The sequence below is a fragment of the Hyphomonas sp. KY3 genome (assembly GCF_017309975.1).
In the GTDB taxonomy this organism is placed as follows: domain Bacteria; phylum Pseudomonadota; class Alphaproteobacteria; order Caulobacterales; family Hyphomonadaceae; genus Hyphomonas.
In genome coordinates this window covers 148084-167317 of sequence record NZ_CP022271.1, presented here as the reverse complement: position 1 = coordinate 167317, position 19234 = coordinate 148084, and the positions used below count along the sequence as shown (strand labels likewise).

The 19234-nt window shown below is 59.4% G+C and carries 19 protein-coding genes; 6 read left to right on the top strand and 13 right to left on the bottom strand.

Annotation, left to right across the window (positions count from 1 at the left end):
• Positions 1-202 precede the first annotated feature (202 nt).
• Complete coding sequence (locus CFA77_RS00885) at positions 203-1903, top strand: acyl-CoA dehydrogenase family protein (RefSeq protein WP_206991856.1); 1701 nt, start codon at positions 203-205, stop codon at positions 1901-1903.
• 26 nt (positions 1904-1929) lie between these two features.
• Here the strand turns inward: CFA77_RS00885 and CFA77_RS00880 are convergent, their stop codons facing one another.
• Genes CFA77_RS00880 through CFA77_RS00865 form a run of 4 tightly spaced genes read right to left on the bottom strand, consistent with a single transcriptional unit; the run spans position 1930 to position 5332 of the window.
• On the bottom strand, positions 1930-2766 hold the full coding sequence (locus CFA77_RS00880; RefSeq protein WP_206991855.1) for a family 16 glycosylhydrolase: 837 nt from the start codon (positions 2764-2766) through the stop codon (positions 1930-1932).
• Between the two features lie 8 nt (positions 2767-2774).
• Positions 2775-3650: an N-acyl homoserine lactonase family protein gene (locus CFA77_RS00875; protein WP_206991854.1), complete on the bottom strand. Its 876-nt coding sequence runs from the start codon at positions 3648-3650 to the stop codon at positions 2775-2777.
• A gap of 44 nt (positions 3651-3694) precedes the next feature.
• Positions 3695-4090 carry a phosphoribosyl-AMP cyclohydrolase gene (hisI, locus tag CFA77_RS00870; RefSeq protein ID WP_206991853.1) on the bottom strand — a complete coding sequence of 132 codons (396 nt, stop codon included), beginning with the start codon at positions 4088-4090 and terminating at the stop codon, positions 3695-3697.
• A 48-nt stretch (positions 4091-4138) separates the two neighbouring features.
• Positions 4139-5332, bottom strand: a complete 1194-nt coding sequence (locus CFA77_RS00865; RefSeq protein ID WP_206991852.1) for a CaiB/BaiF CoA-transferase family protein — start codon at positions 5330-5332, stop codon at positions 4139-4141.
• Between the two features lie 29 nt (positions 5333-5361).
• Between CFA77_RS00865 and CFA77_RS00860 the strand changes: the two genes are divergently transcribed.
• Entirely contained in the window at positions 5362-6258 is an 897-nt protein-coding gene (locus tag CFA77_RS00860; RefSeq protein ID WP_206991851.1) for a hydroxymethylglutaryl-CoA lyase, read from the top strand.
• A 2-nt stretch (positions 6259-6260) separates the two neighbouring features.
• Here the strand turns inward: CFA77_RS00860 and cobT are convergent, their stop codons facing one another.
• The 4 genes from cobT to rpmB form a co-directional block, all read right to left on the bottom strand.
• Positions 6261-8258: a cobaltochelatase subunit CobT gene (gene cobT, locus CFA77_RS00855; RefSeq protein WP_206991850.1), complete on the bottom strand. Its 1998-nt coding sequence runs from the start codon at positions 8256-8258 to the stop codon at positions 6261-6263.
• A gap of 27 nt (positions 8259-8285) precedes the next feature.
• On the bottom strand, positions 8286-9269 hold the full coding sequence (gene cobS / locus CFA77_RS00850; protein WP_198019831.1) for a cobaltochelatase subunit CobS: 984 nt from the start codon (positions 9267-9269) through the stop codon (positions 8286-8288).
• 104 nt (positions 9270-9373) lie between these two features.
• The gene (locus CFA77_RS00845; RefSeq protein WP_206991849.1) at positions 9374-11035 is read right to left on the bottom strand and encodes an amidohydrolase; all 1662 of its coding nucleotides are present in this window, start codon (positions 11033-11035) and stop codon (positions 9374-9376) included.
• Between the two features lie 133 nt (positions 11036-11168).
• On the bottom strand, positions 11169-11453 hold the full coding sequence (gene rpmB, locus CFA77_RS00840) for a 50S ribosomal protein L28 (RefSeq protein WP_034817354.1): 285 nt from the start codon (positions 11451-11453) through the stop codon (positions 11169-11171).
• 251 nt (positions 11454-11704) lie between these two features.
• On the opposite strand from rpmB, the gene CFA77_RS00835 reads away from it, so the two are divergent.
• A complete protein-coding gene (locus CFA77_RS00835) occupies positions 11705-12592 on the top strand; it encodes a DUF3108 domain-containing protein (protein ID WP_206991848.1) in 888 nt (295 codons plus the stop codon).
• Between the two features lie 5 nt (positions 12593-12597).
• On the opposite strand, the gene CFA77_RS00830 is transcribed toward CFA77_RS00835, so the two are convergent.
• The gene (locus tag CFA77_RS00830) at positions 12598-13617 is read right to left on the bottom strand and encodes an RluA family pseudouridine synthase (protein WP_206991847.1); all 1020 of its coding nucleotides are present in this window, start codon (positions 13615-13617) and stop codon (positions 12598-12600) included.
• Between the two features lie 88 nt (positions 13618-13705).
• Here CFA77_RS00830 and CFA77_RS00825 point away from each other — a divergent pair, with 88 nt between their 5' ends.
• The gene (locus tag CFA77_RS00825; RefSeq protein WP_206991846.1) at positions 13706-15415 is read left to right on the top strand and encodes an alkaline phosphatase; all 1710 of its coding nucleotides are present in this window, start codon (positions 13706-13708) and stop codon (positions 15413-15415) included.
• Here the strand turns inward: CFA77_RS00825 and CFA77_RS00820 are convergent.
• The 4 genes from CFA77_RS00820 to CFA77_RS00805 form a co-directional block, all read right to left on the bottom strand.
• Positions 15412-16170 (bottom strand): SDR family oxidoreductase, encoded by a 759-nt coding sequence (locus tag CFA77_RS00820; RefSeq protein ID WP_206991845.1) that lies wholly within the window; start codon positions 16168-16170, stop codon positions 15412-15414. The genes CFA77_RS00825 and CFA77_RS00820 overlap by 4 nt on opposite strands.
• Positions 16171-16175: 5 nt before the next feature.
• Positions 16176-16505: a hypothetical protein gene (locus tag CFA77_RS00815; RefSeq protein WP_206991844.1), complete on the bottom strand. Its 330-nt coding sequence runs from the start codon at positions 16503-16505 to the stop codon at positions 16176-16178.
• 65 nt (positions 16506-16570) lie between these two features.
• Entirely contained in the window at positions 16571-16738 is a 168-nt protein-coding gene (locus CFA77_RS00810; RefSeq protein WP_034817340.1) for a YdcH family protein, read from the bottom strand.
• 111 nt (positions 16739-16849) lie between these two features.
• Positions 16850-17539: a GGDEF domain-containing protein gene (locus tag CFA77_RS00805; protein ID WP_206991843.1), complete on the bottom strand. Its 690-nt coding sequence runs from the start codon at positions 17537-17539 to the stop codon at positions 16850-16852.
• A 124-nt stretch (positions 17540-17663) separates the two neighbouring features.
• Between CFA77_RS00805 and purE the strand changes: the two genes are divergently transcribed.
• A complete protein-coding gene (gene purE / locus CFA77_RS00800) occupies positions 17664-18158 on the top strand; it encodes a 5-(carboxyamino)imidazole ribonucleotide mutase (protein ID WP_206991842.1) in 495 nt (164 codons plus the stop codon).
• On the top strand, positions 18155-19234 hold the full coding sequence (locus tag CFA77_RS00795) for a 5-(carboxyamino)imidazole ribonucleotide synthase (RefSeq protein WP_206991841.1): 1080 nt from the start codon (positions 18155-18157) through the stop codon (positions 19232-19234). Before purE ends, CFA77_RS00795 begins: the two co-directional genes overlap by 4 nt.

Genomic DNA, 19234 nt, shown 5'->3' with positions numbered 1-19234 from the left:
CTCCGTTAGGAAGTGGCGGCAGAAAGGGCCATTTAGAAAGCCGGAACCGAAGTTTCGGTTAACGCAAGGATACCCGGTGTGATCCTTCAATTTTACATGACATCGAACCGAGACGTTTTGTTGCAGCGCACAAAATATATATGACTTGCCGCCACCTGCGCCCTATACTCAACGAAAATAAAGTCCAGTGGAGGAAATTCGAATGGATGGTGCTGTTGAGGGTCCGGCCCTGAATTCTGCGATAATTCCAAACCTTGTTGCCGTCATCAAGGATGCGAGCGCAGCCGTCGACGCCTATGTAGACGTTGCACGTGGCAAATGCCGCGAAGCGCTGACCAAGGCGGATGGCCGTCCTGACCGGGCTGCACTCGAACGCCAGCAACATATGGCCCACGGCCTGTCTTGGCTGGGCACATATGCTGAAACGCTACGCCAGACAGCCGAATGGGCCGCGCGTCTGGAGCAAGAGGGCAAATTCAGCACGACCGAAGCGCTCCTGACGCAAATTCTCTTTAGCGAATACTGCGCTCAACTGATTGGTGGGGTACCCATGAATCAGGGCGAAGTGATCCGCCCTCACGAATTGGGCATCGTTGCGGAAGCTGATGCCCTGTTCGCGACGCCGGTGGTCCAGCAGCTGATTATTGATGGAAAAACCCCTGCTGTGATGGCTGCTGCGGCTGAATGCCTACCTGACGCCCTAAGCCGGAACACGGTTGAAGAAACCGGTCTGGACGAAACCATGTCGATGGTTCGCGAACAATTTTCCAAATACGCGTCCGACAAGATCAAACCCCATGCCCATGAGTGGCACTTGAACAATGAGTACATTCCGATGGAGGTCGTCAATGAAATGGCCGAGCTTGGTGTGTTTGGCCTGACCATCCCTGAAGAGTTTGGCGGGTTTGGCATGGGCAAGATTGCCATGTGCGTAGTCTCAGAGGAACTGTCTCGGGGATACATCGGCACCGGCTCTCTCGGCACCCGGTCAGAGATCGCGGCGGAGCTGATCCTGATTGGCGGAACGGACGACCAGAAGACCCATTGGTTGCCGCAAATAGCCAGCGGAGAAATCCTGCCAACGGCCGTCTTCACTGAACCGAATACCGGCTCTGACCTTGGCTCGCTGCGGACACGCGCCGTGAAGTCCGACGACGGCTCTCATTACAGTGTCACAGGCAACAAGACATGGATCACGCATCCCGTGCGAGCCGATCTGATGACACTGCTGGCCCGGACTGATCCCGCCACAAACAATTTCTCTGGTCTCTCCATGCTGCTTGCGGAGAAGCCGCGCGGAACAGACGACACCCCCTTCCCTGCTGACGGCATGACCGGCGGCGAGATCGAAGTCCTCGGCTATCGCGGGATGAAGGAATACGAAATCGGATTCGATGATTTCAAGGTGAAGTCCGAGAACCTGCTTGGCGGTGTCGAAGGCCAAGGCTTCAAGCACCTGATGGCGACCTTTGAAAGCGCTCGCATCCAGACTGCGGCCCGCGCCATTGGCGTTGCGCAAAATGCGTTTGAAACCGGTCTTCAATATGCGCTGGATCGCAACCAGTTTGGCAAACAGATCTTCGACTTCCCGCGCGTTTCAAACAAGCTTGTCATGATGGCCGCAGAACTGGTGGGTGTTCGCCAGCTGACATATTTCTCGGCGCGCCAGAAGGATGGCGGAAAGCGCTGCGACCTTGAAGCCGGCATGGCGAAACTGCTTGCCGCACGGATCGCCTGGGCTGCAGCTGACAACGCCCTGCAGATTCATGGCGGAAACGGATTTGCGCTGGAATACCCAATCAGCCGCATCTTGCAAGATGCTCGTATTCTGAACATTTTCGAAGGCGCTGGCGAAGTTCAGGCCATGGTTATTGCCCGTCGCCTGATCGAAAGCGGAAACTAAAAGGAATCCGTAGGGTGCCCCGCACCCTACGGCGCTTCTCGTTCGTACACCCGGACCCAGTCGACCAGGAAACGATCAGGTAAGCGTTTGTTATCCGGCACGTTGGACCACCATTTGTGGGCCACTGTCGACTGCGTGCTTATCTCGCCGGATAGCTTCACCCATAAGGGCACTTTCGACACGCCGCCCGCAGCGCTTTGCCAGACCTGCTCTCCGTCCACGAACCATGTATATTCGGTTTCAGTCCATTCCAGCGCGAAGACGTGCCACCCACTCCGAATTCCCGGGTGGAACTCGCGCTTGTTCTTGGTCTTGTGGCGTTTTCCGTACCCATCCCAGTGAAGCGCATAGCTGATCTTGTCAGTCCAGCCAAACGCTTCAACGATGTCGATCTCGGTTCCATCCTCTCCCGATCCATCCACTCGGTGGACCTCATCCGCGAACAGCCAGAAGGCAAGCCACCAGCCCGGATCCTGTGGCAATTTTATGCGGGCTTCATACCTGCCGAACGTCGTTTCGAACTTGCCTTCGGTGGAAACCATGCCGGATGCGTAGTCATAGGGATCGTCATCCTCTTCAGGATTGCGATTCGGAATTTGCGTCGCGCTGATTTCGAGTTGGCCCCATCCTGTCAGACTGACATTATCCTTGAGCCACCAGCCATCCGGGCCGTCAGGATTTTTCTTGCGATTATACTCCTGCGATATCCATTTTTCAGGATCAGGCTTTCCGTGTCCGTTGAATTCGTCCCGGAAAACCAGCGACCACCCCGAATTGGGCTGGTCCAGCGCCGAGTATGAATTGGTCGCAGTTGAGCACGACGCCAACATTACGATGGCCGCAACGATTGGAAACGACTTCAAACGAAATCTCACCGAATTTTACCTTCGAGGGGGTCAATGTCCGCAGGTTCATGCTGGATGATGACCTTTGCGCCCAGGGCATCCGCACGCGCCTCAAATGCCTCCATTGACGACACGGTCATGGCCTCATCGGAGTTGAAGCGGGGAACGCGCTTCAGCTCGCGGCTTTCAGCGCGATGGTAGAGGTCCCCGGTCAACAGGACCGGGCCGGTTTCCGGCATCATCAATTGCAGGGATGTATGGCCCGGCGTGTGTCCGGGCGTCTCGAAAATCACAACGCTCCCATCACCAAAAACATCAAGTTCGTCTTCGAAGACTTTCTGCTCCATGGGGGCGAACAATGAAAACAGCGCCTGCTGCTCCTGGGCAATTTCGGCCCCTTCCCCGAACATGGCGTCGAGTTCTTTCTGGCTCACCAGCCAAGTCGAGCCCGCGACCTGATCGGCCTGGCCGATATGATCGAAGTGGCTGTGAGAGATGGACACGTAGTCGACATCGTCTGGGGACATCCCCCTATCTGCCAATTGTTCGGTAATTGTCTGCTCGAGCGAAACCGTGAAGATCTGCTGCGTTTGCGGGCCCGCAATAGCCAGCACTCCTGGCAAACCAAGATCCCAGAGCAAGTTGCCATCAGGATGCCTCACGAGGAAACAGGAATCGGTGAACGTGTCAGTCTCACCGGCATAGTCGCCGGCAGACGAAAACGCGTCGAGGTCAGACACTTCAATCGTTCCGCAATCCAGCACATCGACTTCCAGCGCCGCTTCCTGCTGTGTTTCGGGTGGCGATTCTAATGTTGCCTCGGTAGATGCAGGCGATTCTGACCCGCATGCGCTCGCGAGTGCCAGTGCGGATACTGCCGCAGTTATAGTGATAAGACGCATGCCAGAGGCCCCCTTCTGTCTTCCAACAAATTCAATCTCAAGTATCAGTTGTTGGCAACAGACAGACTGCGTCCATCTGGAGACAAAATCCTGTAGAAACAGCTGGGTCGCCCTGTATGGCAGGCACCGCCTGTCTGGTTGACCTTCAGCAGGATAGCATCCTGATCGCAATCAATACGGATCTCGATGACGTCCTGAACATGCCCGGACGTTTCACCTTTGACCCATAGCGCTCCGCGCGAACGGGACCAGTAGGTTGCCCGCCCGGTCTCGATCGTCGCCGCAAGCGCGTCGGCATTCATCCAGGCGAGCATCAGCACTTCGCCAGTTCCGGCATCCTGCGCGATGGCGGCAACCAGGCCGTCCGCATTGAATTTCGGGCGCAGCTCAAGCGTCTCGTCCTGCGCACTGCCAGAAAGGGGATCGGGATAATCGGTCATGAGGGCGGCTTAATCGAAATGACGCCGGTGAGCCAGTCAAGATTCGCGCTAGATGACGCCCTGCGCGCGCAGCGCCGCCTGCTGGTCCGCGCTGAATCCAAGGCCTGCAAGGATGCTTTCTGTGTGCTCACTCAGGCTTGGAGACGTTTCTTCCACCCCGCCGGGCGTATCGGACAGTTTAGGAAAGACGCCCTGCATCGGTACGTCGCCCAGAACCGGATGGGCCACGCGGATGATGGCATTGCGCGCCGCAATATGTGCATCTTCCAGCATCTCCTTGGCGCGGTTCACCGGCCCACAGGGAATGCCATTCCCTTCGCAAGTTGCCAGCACATCTGCCATTGTGCGCTGTTTCGTCCAGTTCGAGATCATTTCATCCAGTTCCAACTGGTTCTCGCCGCGTGCATCATGCGTTGCGTAGCGTGCATCGTCAGACCATTTCGTTCCGCACATGGCCGAGAGGCGGCGGAACAGGGAGTCCTGATTGGCGCCGATGATGACCATGCCATCGCTGCATGGATACACGCCCGACGGCGCAATCCGCGGCAGGATCGGTCCGCTGCGCTCGCGCGTATGCCCCATCAGGGCGTATTCGGGGATCAGGCTCTCCATGAAGGCCATGACGGTTTCGTAGATTGCCGCATCGACCACCTGCCCCTTCCCCGATTTCTCGCGGGCAAACAGCGCCATCATCGTGCCGAGCGCCGCGAAGGTGCCGGTCATCGTGTCGCCGAGGGAGACGCCGGCTCGCGCGGGCAACCGGTCCGGCTCGCCGATCAGGTAGCGCAAGCCGCCCTTCGCCTCGCCGACGCTGGCATAGCCCGCCTTGTGACTTTCCGGTCCCGTCTGGCCATAGCCGGAGACGCGCGTGATCACGAGGCGGGGATTGATCTCGTGCAATACATCCGGCCCAATCCCCCAGCGCTCCAGCGTGCCCGGCCGGAAATTTTCGACCAGCACGTCAGCAGTTTTCACCAGGTCCCGCAGGATCGCCTGCCCCGTTTCCACGCGAAGGTTCAGCGTCAGGGATTTCTTGTTGCGGCCAATGATCGGCCAGAACAGGCCAATGTCATCCTTCTTCACCGCGCCCCAGCCCCGGGCCGGGTCCGGCAGGCCGGGCGCCTCGACCTTGATGACTTCGGCGCCGAAGTCACCGAGCAATTGTCCACAGAAGGGGCCAGCGATCAGCTGTCCGAGTTCGATGACGCGCAGGCCATCCAGGGGGCGTTTGGAGTCTGTCATTTGTCCTCAATGCACATTACATAGGCATCATGACAAGACGCATCGACATTGTAGAAGTCGGCCCGCGCGACGGGCTGCAGAATGATCCGGCCGACCTGACGACCGAACAGAAGCTGGAATTCATTGCCCGGCTTGAAGAGGCCGGCGTTCGGCGGATGGAATCCGGCAGCTTTGTCAGCCCCAAGGCCGTGCCCAAAATGGCGGATTCTGCTGCGGTCTTTGCAGGCGTCGACCGATCAAAGCCGACGCGCCATATCGCGCTGGCCCTGAACGAAAAAGGCGTTCGTCGCGCGATCGACGCCAAGGCTGACGAGATCAATTTTGTGCTCGTGGCCTCGGAAGCCTTCGGCATACGCAATCAGGGCATGACCCCGCAGGACAGCGCGGACGCCCTGCTGCAGATTGCCCCGCTCGTACTTGAAGCAGGCATCCCTCTGTCCGCCACGATATCGGTTGCCTTCGGGGATCCGTTCGACGGCGAAGTCGACATCAAGTTGGTCGGCAATCTCGCCGCGCAGGCCCAGCGCGCGGGCGTCAGCGAACTGGCGCTGGGTGACACGATTGGTGTGGCCGACCCGTGGGATGTCCGCAAACGGATCGAGCGCGTGCGCATGGAAGCACCGGATGTCTATTTGCGCATGCACTTCCACGACACACGTGGCGCAGCGCTCGCCAATGTCGCGGCCGCCATTGATTGCGGGGTCGATGTCATCGATGCCAGCTGTGGCGGCATTGGCGGCTGTCCGTTTGCCCCGGCGGCGACAGGCAATGTGGCCACCGAGGATGTGGTCTACATGCTGGAGCGCGGCGGCTTCGAAACTGGACTGGACCTGAGCAAGTTGATCGAGACATCGCATTGGCTGGAAAAAGTGTTGGGGCACCCGATTGCGTCGTCACTCAGCAAGGCGGGCGGATTTCCCACTTGACCCTACTTCTTCGGGCCCTTCACTTCAGTAAGGGTCGTCGCCTTCACGGCCCGGCCGAGATCGACTTTCTTGCCATAGCTTGGCGCGCCGCTGGTGGCGCCTGAGACGGCGCTGCCGCCGCGCACTGTCTTGTTCGTCAGAGGCGGAATGGCCATCGCCTTGGGCTCTGGCGCGTTCTCGTCGAACAGGCTAGCCAATTGCTCCGTCATCGCACCACCGAGCTGTTCGGCGTCCACAATCGTAACGGCGCGTTTGTAGTAACGTGTCACGTCATGGCCGATGCCGATGGCGATCAGCTCCACAGGGCTCTTGGTCTCAATCTCTTCGATCACCTGCCGCAGATGGCGTTCGAGATAGTTGCCGACATTCACGTTCAGTGTGGAATCGTCCACCGGCGCGCCGTCAGAAATCACCATCAGGATCTTACGCTGCTCCGGTCGCCCGAGCATCCGATCGTGCGCCCATAGCAAGGCCTCGCCGTCGATGTTTTCCTTCAGCAGACCTTCGCGCATCATCAGACCCAGATTGCGCCGCGCCCGGCGCCATGGGGCGTCAGCTTGTTTGTAGACGATATGGCGAATGTCATTCAGGCGCCCCGGTCCGGCGGGCTTGCCGGCCTTGACCCAGTCCTCCCGCGAAAGGCCACCCTTCCACGCCTTTGTCGTAAAGCCGAGGATCTCCGTTTTCACGCCGCAGCGCTCCAGTGTGCGGGCCAGAATGTCCGCACATAGCGCCGCCACCATGATCGGCCGGCCGCGCATGGAACCGGAATTATCCAGCAATAGCGTCACAATCGTATCGCGGAACTCCGAATCATCTTCCTGCTTGAAGGAGAGCGGCGCTGTCGGGTCGGTGATCACACGCGTCAGGCGGGCCGTATCCAGCACGCCCTCTTCAAGATCGAAGCTCCAGGAGCGGTTCTGCTGTGCCAGCAAACGTCGCTGCAGCTTGTTGGCAAGTTTGGACACCGCGCCCTGCAGTCCCTGTAACTGGTGATCGAGATAGGCGCGCAGCCGCGTCAGTTCCTCAGCGTCACAGAGGTCTGGCGCATTGGCGACTTCATCATTCTCGCGCGTGAAGACATTATAGTTGAACCGGTCGCGATCATCGCCATCCTTGAAGTTCGGGCGCAGCGGCTTGGTCCCGTCCTCATCATCATCAGGCGTGTCATCGGCCTCGGCGTCGACATCCATGTCGACGCTGACATTGGATTCCTCGCCCTCCATTTCCTCGGTGTCGCCCGCATCCATCTGCTCGGCGGAAGAACCCATCTGCTCTTCGGACTCCATGTCCTGATCGCCTTCAGAGGGCTGTTCATTCTCTTCGGACTGTTCCGAATCGTCCTGTTCCTGCGTTTCCACGTCTTCGCCCGGCGCATCGGAGGCGGTCAGGTCCCGGATCATATCGCGTACTGTGCGTGCAAAGCCGGGTTGATCGTGCAATTGCGCGATCAGACGGTCAATTGCGCCCCCAGTTTCGGCTTCGACCCGTTCGCGCCAGACATCGGCCACGCGTTTCGCGCTGTCCGGCAAGGCGCGCCCGGTCAGCTTCTCGCGCAGCAGAAATTCGAGCGCCGGCGCGAGCACCGCCTCAGCGTCTTCTGCGCCCATCGCGAACTCGCCGGACTGGCAGCGATGGTCCAGGACAGCGTCGAGATTGTCGGCCGTACCGCGCATGGCATTGGCGCCCAGGCTTTCGATGCGCGCCTGTTCAGCCGCGTCATAGACCTTGCGGGGCAAATCCCCGCCGGGACGATGCGCGAAATGTGCCTCAGCATTGTGGTGCGCACGACGCAGGGCAATGGCATCTGCCTCGCCGCGAATGCGCGCAGCGATATGGGGTTCCAGCTGTTGTGGCGGCGTGCGCAGAGTGATCGTCTCACCGTCCCCGCCCACATCATTGCCAAAGCCGACCTCGACATCACGGTCTGCACTCATCGCTTTCGTGGTGGTGGCCAGCGCCTGCTTGAACAATTCCTGAGGAGAGGTGTCTTTGGACATGGCTGTGACTTAGCGCGGGGCTCCGGCTCAGGCGACCCTCACCATGAGGGCGCTTTCAGGCAGTTCCTCGGCGAAGCAGCGCTGGTACATTTCTGCCACCAGAGGCCGCTCCAGCTCGTCGCACTTGTTCAGGAACGTCATCCGGAACGCATGGCCAAGATCACCAAAGATGGCGAAGTTTTCAGCCCATGTGATCACGGTCCGCGGGCTCATCACTGTGGAGAGGTCGCCGCTCATGAACGCGTTCCGGGTCAGGTCGGCCAGCGTCACCATCTTGGCGAGCGTGTCATCATCCACGCCCGTGGCCTTGGACTTCACGATCTCCACTTCAGCATCATGTTCCAGATAGTTCAGCGTGGTCACGATGCTCCACCGGTCCATCTGGCCCTGGTTCAGCTGTTGTGTGCCGTGATAGAGGCCGGTCGTGTCACCCAAACCAACCGTGTTGGTCGTGGCGAACAGGCGGAAATACGGATTTGGCTCGATGACGCGATTCTGGTCGAGCAGGGTCAGCTTGCCGCTAGCTTCCAGCACGCGCTGGATCACGAACATCACGTCCGGCCGGCCGGCATCATACTCGTCGAACGTGATCGCCACAGGGCGCTGCAAGGCCCAAGGCAGGATGCCTTCGCGGAATTCGGTAATCTGCGCGCCATCCTTCAGGACAATGGCATCCTTGCCGACCATGTCGATCCGGCTGACATGGCTGTCGAGATTGACCCGGATCATCGGCCAGTTCAGGCGCGCGGCCACCTGTTCGATATGGGTCGATTTCCCTGTGCCGTGATAGCCTTGCACCATGACGCGGCGATTGTGCTGAAATCCTGCCAGGATCGCCATTGTCGTCTGAGGATCGAAGCGATAGGCCTCGTCAATCGCTGGCACATATTCTGTGCGTGTCTTGAACCCATGTACGACCATGTCCGTGTCGAGGCCGAAAACCTCGCGAACATTGATTTCTACGGTCGGCTCCATGCCGTCCAGCACATCGGTATCACTCATCACAGTCATGGCATGCGTCTCGTCATCTATTGCATTGATGGACCTATCACACCTGACGCTTCCGCCAAGCGTGACATAGGGTCAAATGTGGGTTTGGTCCGCCGCGCGGCAACTCATTCAGCAGCTTGCCAGACGATTTCCCCGCCAATGATGGTCATTCGGGCCTGTGCATCAAGGATTTCAGCGGCAGGAATCGTCATCAAATCCCGGTCGAAGACGGAGAAATCCGCAATCTTGCCGACTTCGATCGTGCCGAGGTCATCCTCCTGGAAAGCTGCAAAGGCAGCGGCGGACGTGAACAGGGCCAGCGCCTGGTCCCGCGAGAGGGCCTGTTCAGGGTGCCACCCCTCCCCCGCATTGCCGTCGAGGTCCTGCCGGGCCACCGCCGCATAGAATTCGATCAGGGGTGAGCCGACTTCAACCGGCGCGTCCGAGCCGCCAGCAACCACGGCGCCCCCGGCCAGCATGTCCTGCCAGGCATATGCGCCGGCCAACCGGTCCAGACCGAGACGTGAGGGGGCGAACTTCAAATCGCCAATCGCATGAGATGGCTGCATGGAGGCAATCAGGCCCAGCTCTCCGACGCGCGCGACATCCTGCGGCGCAAAGATCTGCGCATGTTCAATCCGCCAGCGTAGCTCATCGCCATTCCCCAGCGCCTCGAAGGTTTCGAGAATGTGCCGGTTCGCAAGGTCCCCAATGGCATGGATGGCCAACTGGACGTCTGCGCCCTTGGCTTTCATCATCAAGTCGTGGAGCGACTCCGTATCGAGCAAGGAGAGACCATTGGTGTCCGGCTGGTCTGAATAGGGTGCGATCAACAGCGCGCCCCGGCTGCCAAGGGCGCCGTCCATATAGAGTTTCACAGCACGATTGGTGACTGTGTCAGTCTCGAACTTCCGGGACTCCGCCACTTCGAAGGCGTCCACGTCGAAGGCATTGTAAACGCGCAGCGGCAGGCGCCCTTCCCCGTCGAGGCGGGCCATGATGGGCGCCTGGGATGCGCTGACGCTCATATTGTGAACGCCCGTCCAGCCCCGGCTGGCATAGGTATTGGCGCCAACCTCCAGGGCCGTCTCGACATCTTCTTCCGTTGGGGCCGCAAGCAGCTGGAAGACAGGGCCCATCGCATTGTCGATCACAATGCCCGTCGCTTTGCCGCTGTCATCCCGCTCCACCCGGCCGCCCGAAGGGTCTTCGGTCAGATCGTAAATGCCGGCCGCCTTCAGCGCGGACGTGTTGGCCACGAGGGCATGGCCATCCGCGCGCGTATAGATCACCGGATTATCTGGACTGACCGCGTCGAGGTCTGCGGCGGAGGGCATGCGCCCTTCCGGCCAACCGGTCTCGATCCAGCCGCGCCCGAACAGGATTTCGCCAGGAGCCTTGCCCTGGATCTCTGCCTCGGTGCGGGTGACAAGTTCATCTACGGAGGCGGTGCCTTCCAGGTTAAGCGTCAGTTCCCGCTGGCCAATCCCCATCAGGTGCGCATGGGCATCGGTGAATCCCGGAAACATGACTGCGCCTCCGAGATCAACAATCGTGACCTCGTCTTCGCTCCAGTCGGCCGAGGCGGGCGGCACAATGGCAACGATCCGGCCATCAGGCCCGACGACCACCGCGTCAGCGGTGGGCTGGTCAGCGACCCCGGTGTAAATTGTGCCCCCGGTAAAGACGGTAAGCGCTTGCGTCTCATCCGTTTCAGATTGCGGAGCCCCGCCCGGCTGGCATGCTGCCAGAACCCCCAACGCCAGTGCAAAACCGAATACCCGCATGATCACATTCCCTCCAAGACGGGACCATGTGTGGCACGCACGGGCGCCCGCTGCCAGATTATGGACGTAAAAAAGCGCGCGCAGCCTGTGCCGCGCGCGCTTTCAAATCTCATCAGCCCAAAAGGGCCAGACCTTAGGCGACAGCTTTCTTTTCGATGTCGCGCTTGATCTTCAAGGCCTTGGAAGACAGGGCATCTTCCTTTGCCTTCGCCAGGAACGCATCCAGGCCGCCGAGCTTGTCGACAGTGCGCAGGGCTTTCGCCGCGATGCGCATGCGGAAATTCTGGCCCAGTGCATCGGAATGCAGCGTAACCTGTACGAGGTTAGGGCGGAAAATCCGCTTGGTTTTCATTTGCGAGTGGCTCACATTGTGGCCAGTCATCGGCTTGGTGCCGGTAAGTTCACATTCGCGGGACATGGCCTCGCTCCGAATAGGTCTATAGGGATCTCGAAGGCGCGTCGTTACAGGGCAGATGGCCCCCGTGTCAACTCTGAGGATCAGGCATTTCGGCAGTTTTCCGGTTGCAGGTGTCATCCGCTGTCATACTTGTTGAATGCAAACCCCATCCGAATGAGGCATGATCAGGGCATGGCTGTTCAGGTGGTGTTGGAGAAGACGGGGTATAGGGGATGTTGTAACCTAGTGCTCCGGAAAGGATTCTGGTTCAGATGAAACGCGCTTTCCTTCTTGCCTCTGCTGCAGGACTCGCCCTCGCTGGTTTTTCAGCTGCCGATACGGCCCCAAGCAGTGCGGCCCCCGCTGTCCTTGCCAATGTTAAGGCCGGTGAGGCCACACGCATGGTCTATGAACTGGAGGCGAAAGCCTATGTCCTGTTCATCCCGGCAACCGGCCGGGCCCATTTCGATGTCGAGATGCGCCCCGATACCTACAATATCAAATCACGCGTCAAGGTGACCGGCATCGCCGACTGGTTCGTGAATTACGACATGCACCTGCAGGCCTCCGGCTATACGCGCGGCGACGAGCTGAAGACCTATAATTACGTGTCGCAGAACCGGGACGGTAAAAAGAACCGCCGGGTCAATCTGACAATCACGGATGACGATTTCTCGATGACTGCCAATCCGGTCTTCGGGAATCTGGGCGAACCCCCGGCCACGGTTGAGCAGGTCCTCAAGACGAATGACCCGATTACCGCGCTCATCACATTCGCGCTCGAGCCCCGCGCGCCAGGTGCTGACCCGTGCGGCGGTCCGATCCGTCTGTTCGATGGTCGCCAGCTGACCTATCTGCACCTTGAAAATGCCGGCACGAAACAGATTGATGTGAAGGCTTGGTCTGGTGAAGCCATCGAGTGTCACATCACGATGGAAAAGGTCGCTGGCTACAAGAAGGACAAGTCTGACAATGACAATCTGTCAGGCATCGACGGCCCGCTACGCATGTGGCTCGCACCCCTGCCAAATGGTGCAACCGTTCCGGTGAAAATCCAGGCCGATACAGACAAGATCGGCAAAGTCACCCTTCAAGCCTCGAAACTCTATTTTGAGCCGGTTGTAACATCAGAAGCCGCGCTGAATTCTGACGGCGGCTAAACTCGTTACTTTTCGATGGGCAGGCTTCGCAGCGCATCGATCAGCTCAGACATGTCTTCTGGAAGAGGCGCTTCGAACCGAAGCGCCTCTTTCGTTATGGGATGTACAAAGCCGAGCACAGCGGCGTGCAAGGCCTGACGGGGAAAGGCGCGCGCCGCATTGGTTCCCGCAATGTGCGCATCGCTTTGCCCATGGACTGTAATCCCCTTGTGACGTCCATAAACCGGATCACCAATCAGCGGTGCGCCGATATGCGCCATATGCACCCGTATCTGGTGGGTCCGGCCAGTTTCCAGCTGGCATTCCATCAGCGCCGCTGCAGGCAGCCGAGTGCCCTTGTCTCTGGTCCCGAACGTTTCGAGTGCCCGGTAGTGCGTGACGGCGTTGCGGCCAACACCGCTTTCAGGGTTACGCACCACCGCCATCTTCTTCCGGTCTGCAGTGGACCGGGCGATCGGCATGTCCACCGTACCCGACAATGGCCGCGGCGCGCCGCGCGTCACCGCAAGGTATTTGCGTTCAATATCGTGTTTCTGGAACAGTTCAGACAGGCCGAGATGCGCCGCCTCGGTCTTGGCCGCGACCAGAACGCCGGTCGTCAGCTTGTCGATCCGGTGAACAATGCCCGGCCGCTCTACCCCGCCAATTCCCGAGAGTTGTCCCCGGCAATGATGGAGCAGCGCGTTGACCAATGTGCCGTCCCAGCTGCCGGGTGCCGGGTGGACTGCCATACCGGATGGCTTGTTGATGAGGATCAGGTGCTCGTCCTCAAACAGGACGTCGAGCGGGATGTCTTCCGGGTCTGGTGTTGCAGGAACAGGCTCCGGCAGCTTTATCAGATAGCTGGCACCGGCGATGGCACTGCGCTTCGGGTCCAGCACGGCCTCCCCGTCGAGCGTAACCGCGCCTTCAAGAATCAACGCTTTCACGCGCGAGCGCGACAATTGCTCAGCCTTTGAGGCGAGAAAAGTATCAAGCCGGGTGCCGGTATCGTCCGCAGTAGCAGTAATTTTCAGGGTGTCCATTGTGGCGCTTATAGACGAACTTCCGTCTGATCGTCATGCTATTGTCAACAGACCGGACTAGGGGAGGTTCGGAACACGGGAGAGAACCATGACCAAGATCACTCGACGCGGCCTGCTGGGCGCTGCTGCTACCGGAACCCTGAGTGTTGCCGCCTGCGCAACCACGGCTACCAATGTTGCGCCAAAGCCGGCGCCATATGCGGGCGAGGTTGAGTTCCTCCATGGAGTCGCATCCGGTGACCCACTCAGTGATCGTGTCATTATCTGGACCCGCGCCACCCCCAAGACCGGCACTGGCCCGATCCCTGTCTCCTACAGCGTTACCGATCCCGAAAATCCCTCCGCCCCACCTATCACCGGCACAGCTATGGCAAGTGCATCGCGAGATTATTGCGTGAAGGTCGACGTTGCCGGGCTCAAGCCGGGCAAGGCCTATTCCTACGCCTTCAGCGTTGCGACCGAAGCGGGCAATGTCGACTCGCCGGAAGGTCGCCTGAAAACAACGGCGCTTCATGGGGACGCCCCCGTGCGCATGGGCGTAGTTTCCTGCTCAAACTGGCAGTTTGGATATTTCAACGCCTATGAAGCGTTGTCGAAGGAAGAAGACCTCGACGTCATTCTTCATCTTGGTGACTATCTGTACGAATATGGCGTGGATGGTTACGGAGCTGAAGTGGCGACCGAGATTGGCCGCGTTCATGATCCGATCACGGAGATGGTCACGCTCGCCGACTACCGCATGCGCCACGCGCAATACAGGAGCGACCCTGCCCTGCAGGCTGCACATGCGCTCGCGCCATGGATTTGCACATGGGATGATCATGAAAGCACAAACAATTCCTATCGGACGGGCGCCCAGAATCACAATCCAGAAGAAGGCGAAGGCGATTGGTCGGATCGCAAACAGGCTGCCATTCAAGCCTACTTCGAGTGGATTCCATTGCGTGAGCCCGCTGCGGGTGAAATCACATCCGCCGTCTGGCGGAGTTTCACCTTTGGCGATGTCGCCACCATCCATGCTCTGGAAAGCCGCCTGACGGGGCGCTCACCCGATGTCAGCTGGTTTGATGCGCTCACCGGCGTTACCGACCAGGACGTCATGATGCAACGCGTCGCCGAGACCCTGGAGACAATCAATGATCCAGCCCGCACCATGCTTGGATCAGAGCAGGAAGCCTGGCTGTCCGGCGAGCTCAAAAGCTCGGTCGAGCGCGGCAAGGCCTGGCAGGTTCTCGCCAACCAGGTCGTGATGGCCCGGACAAAACTGCCGAATTTCCAGGAAACTCTGACGCCTGAACAACTCGCCGCGCAAGACAACGGCTTTGTCCAGACCATGGTTGGCTTTTCAGCGCTGGGCCTGCCATTCAATCTGGATGCGTGGTCCGGGTTCCCTGCTGCTCGCGAACGGCTCTACGCGGGCGCCGCTGCGGCAGATGCGAAACTGATCACACTGGCAGGAGACACACACACGGCCTGGGTGAACACGCTCTATGACGCCGAGGGTGGCAAACGCGGCGTCGAGTTCGGGTGCACCTCGATCACTTCACCGGGCACAGGCGCCTACATTAAGGGAATCCCCGATCTGGGCGAACAATTCGCCGACGCAAACCCGGAAGTGAATTGGCACGATCCGTTCAATCGTGGTTACACAATCGTCACCCTGTCGAAAGACACGGCGCGCGCAGAGTATCGCACCGTGTCGAACATCCTGAGCCGCGACTATGCAGTTGAAACGGTAGCTGTGTACGAAACAAGCCAGGAAAATGGTACACTGAGCGATCTGGTAAGCGTCGCCTAGTCGAGGATACCGGCGAGGCTGGAGCGCCCACCGTCCAGCTTCAGCAGCTCGCCGGTAACAATGGCGGCTTCTGGAGAAGACAGGTACCGGGCAGCATCTGCAATTTCATCAGCAATCGCTGCGCGCCCCAAGGGGGTGCGCCGGGTTGTCCAGCTTTCAATACGCTCTTCACGAGGGCGGATGGCGATGATGCCGTTGACGCGTATTTGTTGTTCAGCCAGTTCCACAGCGCCGGCCTTGATGACACCCAGTACGGCAGATTGGGTAATCGTCTCCGTAAACCGTCCTGGCATGGTTGCCATGGCCGAATAGGACAGGACGAACGTGACGGCCCCCTTCTGGCGGATGCGTTCAACACCAGACTCAGGCAGGTCTTCTTGCTCAGAAATCCGTTCGGAAAAGACCTTCAATGCCAAGGCCGCGCCCCGTGTGGCCTTGGCCACCGCCTTGTCGAATTTCTCCTGCGCGAAGTCTTCCAGTGAATCTGCAGCTTCAATATCCGGAATGACGATCAGATTGTCGACTCGGCCAAACGCCTCGACCGCTACGGTTAGCGCGTTGCGCAGACCGAGCCGCGTATGCAACTCACCATGATGGAGCAATACTTCGTCTGGCACAGCGTTACGTGAGGCGGCTATCCGGTCATCAGAAGGGTCAGCGGCGACGACATGATGACCAAACTTGCTGAACCGACGTGCGACAGCGTCTCCAACCTCACGGCCGAGACCCAGGATGACCGTGACGGGCTGAGCCATAGCCCCTAGGCCCTGGTATCTGTTGTTGGATCAGCGACAGGTCGGCTACGCCTTGTGCGGATGTCATCTCCGACCACGGACAGACGGTCGTTCAGCCGGTGTAGCGCTGCCAGAATTTCGGCCAACAAGCGTACGACAATGTAAAGAAAGCCGAGTACAGCCAAACTGGCGACGATACGTCCGATTCCATGGAAGACATGGCCGCTGAAGATCTGTCCCAACCCTGATAGCACAGCGAACGCTGCGGCTATGAGGAACAGTATGGCGAGGACGCCCGTAGCCTGTTTGACGGCTCCAAGCGTCATCGCTCTTTCCTGATCAAAAATCTCGCGCATGCGTTTTCCTTATGCCTGCTGAAATTCAGGCTAGGGCACAAAGATGAAGGCGAGGTTTCGAGGCCCTAGCTCGCTTCCAACACGTGAAGCTGTTGCTTGATCTGCAGTTTTTCGCGCTTAAGGCGTTTTAATCGAAGGGCATCTGCCGACGGTCGTTTCTGTTCCTCGTGGATAATCTCGTCGAGTTTGCGGTGCTTGTTGGCGAGCTCATTGATCCGGCCTTTAAGCGACATGGCAGTCTCCTTCTTGCTGTTAAGTTGTTGTGTCTTAACGGCAACAGTAAATCACAAGAGGTTGGGGGCGTCACGGGGGGCGGCCCCCGGAATCGCGCTCAAACGCGTGAATTATTGTTTACCTGCCTGCTGGCTGGTTTTCCTGCGCGCTTTCTGGGCGAACATCGCCTGGTCGGCCAGTGCCAGCAGGCTTTCAGCGTTCTGGCCCACCTGCCATTCGACCACACCACAGGACGCGCCGATCCGGACTCCCGGATGGGCATCATCGCCATCACTCCGCACCACCAGCTGGTCGACTTCATGTGTGAGCTGCTCTGCCTTCAGCCGGCTGTCGTCCACATTGGCCTGCGCCAAAACGATTCCGAATTCATCCCCGCCTAGTCTGCCCACGATATCGGTCTCGCGCGTATGGCGCAGCAACAGCTCCGCGATACGGATCAGCACCTCATCGCCCGCCGCATGCCCGAACACGTCATTGACCTGTTTGAAGTGGTCGAGATCGATATAGATCATCGAAAGCGGTGTTCGGAACCGCGCCGCAAGGGCGATTTCACGCCGGATCTCTCGTTCGAAGGCCCGCCGGTTGAAGACGGGACACAGTGCGTCATTGTCGGCGAGTGAAACCGCCTCATCAAGCGCGTCTCGCAACTCATCTGCGTCTTCGCGCAAAACCAACACTTCATCACAGAGGGCTTCAATGGCGGCGCGGGCCCTGAAATCCAATGCTGACAGGTCAACGCCCAGCACATTCAGCAGTGCCAATCGTTCCGTCGCCTTTGGAGTGTAGAAGTCGTCCGCCATGTCGGAAGGTTAAGCAAATATTACGCCGAGATACAGTCATTCCTGCCGCGTGAGCCAACACGCTGGCAGTTGACGCCGCAACCCGCTTACTTATGTTGCGCGCTTTCCAGCGGCGAGGCTTCCCATGACGGACACAGATTCCCCACAGGTCGGCATTATCATGGGTAGCCAGTCTGACTGGCCAATCATGAGGTTGGCCGCTGAGATCCTCGAGGAACTGGGTGTTACGCACGAAACCCGCATCGTGTCCGCCCACCGCACACCTGACCGATTGGTTGAGTATGCAAAATCCGCGCGCGGACGCGGCATGAAGGTCATTATCGCTGGCGCTGGCGGCGCTGCCCATCTGCCCGGCATGGCCGCGTCGATGACCCCCCTTCCCGTGCTTGGTGTGCCAGTTCAGTCGCGGGCCTTGTCCGGCATGGATAGCCTGCTTTCCATTGTCCAGATGCCGAAAGGTGTGCCCGTCGGCACGCTGGCCATCGGTGAGGCTGGCGCGACGAATGCCGGACTGCTGGCTGCGTCGATCATCGCCCTTCAGGATCCTGTCGTCGCAGACAAGCTGGATGCGTTCCGCCAGGCCCAGACGGACAAGATTGGCGAGTCTCCAGAGGCATGACGATGATCGCGCCCGGTCGCACCATCGGGATACTGGGCGGCGGCCAGCTCGGCCGTATGCTGGCTAGCGCCGCGAACCAGCTTGGCTTTGATGTCCACATTTTTTGCCCGGAAACGGACTCCCCGGCGTCGCGCGGTGCGCGCAAGACTTGGAATGCCGATTACCTCGACGCCGATGCAATGCGTGAATTCGCAAAATCCTGCGATGTCGTCACACTCGAGTTCGAGAACATCCCGGTCGAAGCAACAGACCTGATTGCGTCATGCGGAGTCGCGCTGCATCCCGGGCCCAGATCTCTCGCCATCTCGCAGGACCGCGCCGAAGAGAAGGCATTCCTGAACCGGATCGGCATTCCAACAGCGCCCTACGAAGTCATTGAGTCGGCAGCTGACATTCCTCCTGCCCTGAAGCGTGTCGGGGGCACGGGCGTGCTGAAGACTCGCCGCGATGGATACGATGGCAAGGGGCAAACTTGGGTCCGTGCGGCTGACGAGGCCCAAGCGGCATGGTCCGCCATTGGAGAGGCCCCAGCAGTGCTGGAAGCAGCCATCCCCTTCGAGTGTGAAATTTCAGTCATTGTCGCCCGTTCCAGCGCCGGTCAAACGCTGAGTTGGGCACCCCCACGCAACATGCATGAAGACGGCATTCTGGCCCGGTCGGTCGCGCCATCCGGTCTCAGCAAAGCCGTTGAAACCGAAGCCCGCGAAAAGGCCATGAAACTGGTCGACGCCCTCGACCATGTCGGCGTCCTCGCCCTTGAATTCTTTGTGCTTTCAGACGGGACGCTTCTGGCCAACGAGTTCGCCCCAAGGGTTCACAATTCCGGTCATTGGACACCGGAAGCCTGCCAGACAGGCCAGTTCGAACAGCATATCCGCGCCATCTGCGGCTGGCCCCTCGGCGATACCCGCCGCCTCCATGACGCAGAGATGCGAAATCTGATCGGTAATGAAGGCTTGGTTGACCCGACGAAGCTGAACGCCGATGAGACTCTGACCCTGTATGGAAAGAGAGACGCCCGACCCGGCCGCAAGATGGGACACATCACGCGCCGGATTGCCCCCAGAAAGGACTGA

What these genes read in the sequence shown, in the direction of transcription:
- CFA77_RS00885 (WP_206991856.1), top strand. Translation starts at nt 203, where the DNA reads ATGGATGGTGCTGTTGAGGGTCCGGCCCTGAATTCTGCGATAATTCCA.
- CFA77_RS00875 (WP_206991854.1), bottom strand. Translation starts at nt 3,650, where the DNA reads ATGCGTCTTATCACTATAACTGCGGCAGTATCCGCACTGGCACTCGCG.
- hisI (WP_206991853.1), bottom strand. Translation starts at nt 4,090, where the DNA reads ATGACCGATTATCCCGATCCCCTTTCTGGCAGTGCGCAGGACGAGACG.
- CFA77_RS00865 (WP_206991852.1), bottom strand. Translation starts at nt 5,332, where the DNA reads ATGACAGACTCCAAACGCCCCCTGGATGGCCTGCGCGTCATCGAACTC.
- CFA77_RS00860 (WP_206991851.1), top strand. Translation starts at nt 5,362, where the DNA reads ATGACAAGACGCATCGACATTGTAGAAGTCGGCCCGCGCGACGGGCTG.
- cobT (WP_206991850.1), bottom strand. Translation starts at nt 8,258, where the DNA reads ATGTCCAAAGACACCTCTCCTCAGGAATTGTTCAAGCAGGCGCTGGCC.
- cobS (WP_198019831.1), bottom strand. Translation starts at nt 9,269, where the DNA reads ATGACTGTGATGAGTGATACCGATGTGCTGGACGGCATGGAGCCGACC.
- CFA77_RS00845 (WP_206991849.1), bottom strand. Translation starts at nt 11,035, where the DNA reads ATGCGGGTATTCGGTTTTGCACTGGCGTTGGGGGTTCTGGCAGCATGC.
- rpmB (WP_034817354.1), bottom strand. Translation starts at nt 11,453, where the DNA reads ATGTCCCGCGAATGTGAACTTACCGGCACCAAGCCGATGACTGGCCAC.
- CFA77_RS00835 (WP_206991848.1), top strand. Translation starts at nt 11,705, where the DNA reads ATGAAACGCGCTTTCCTTCTTGCCTCTGCTGCAGGACTCGCCCTCGCT.
- CFA77_RS00830 (WP_206991847.1), bottom strand. Translation starts at nt 13,617, where the DNA reads ATGGACACCCTGAAAATTACTGCTACTGCGGACGATACCGGCACCCGG.
- CFA77_RS00825 (WP_206991846.1), top strand. Translation starts at nt 13,706, where the DNA reads ATGACCAAGATCACTCGACGCGGCCTGCTGGGCGCTGCTGCTACCGGA.
- CFA77_RS00820 (WP_206991845.1), bottom strand. Translation starts at nt 16,170, where the DNA reads ATGGCTCAGCCCGTCACGGTCATCCTGGGTCTCGGCCGTGAGGTTGGA.
- CFA77_RS00815 (WP_206991844.1), bottom strand. Translation starts at nt 16,505, where the DNA reads ATGCGCGAGATTTTTGATCAGGAAAGAGCGATGACGCTTGGAGCCGTC.
- CFA77_RS00810 (WP_034817340.1), bottom strand. Translation starts at nt 16,738, where the DNA reads ATGTCGCTTAAAGGCCGGATCAATGAGCTCGCCAACAAGCACCGCAAA.
- CFA77_RS00805 (WP_206991843.1), bottom strand. Translation starts at nt 17,539, where the DNA reads ATGGCGGACGACTTCTACACTCCAAAGGCGACGGAACGATTGGCACTG.
- purE (WP_206991842.1), top strand. Translation starts at nt 17,664, where the DNA reads ATGACGGACACAGATTCCCCACAGGTCGGCATTATCATGGGTAGCCAG.
- CFA77_RS00795 (WP_206991841.1), top strand. Translation starts at nt 18,155, where the DNA reads ATGACGATGATCGCGCCCGGTCGCACCATCGGGATACTGGGCGGCGGC.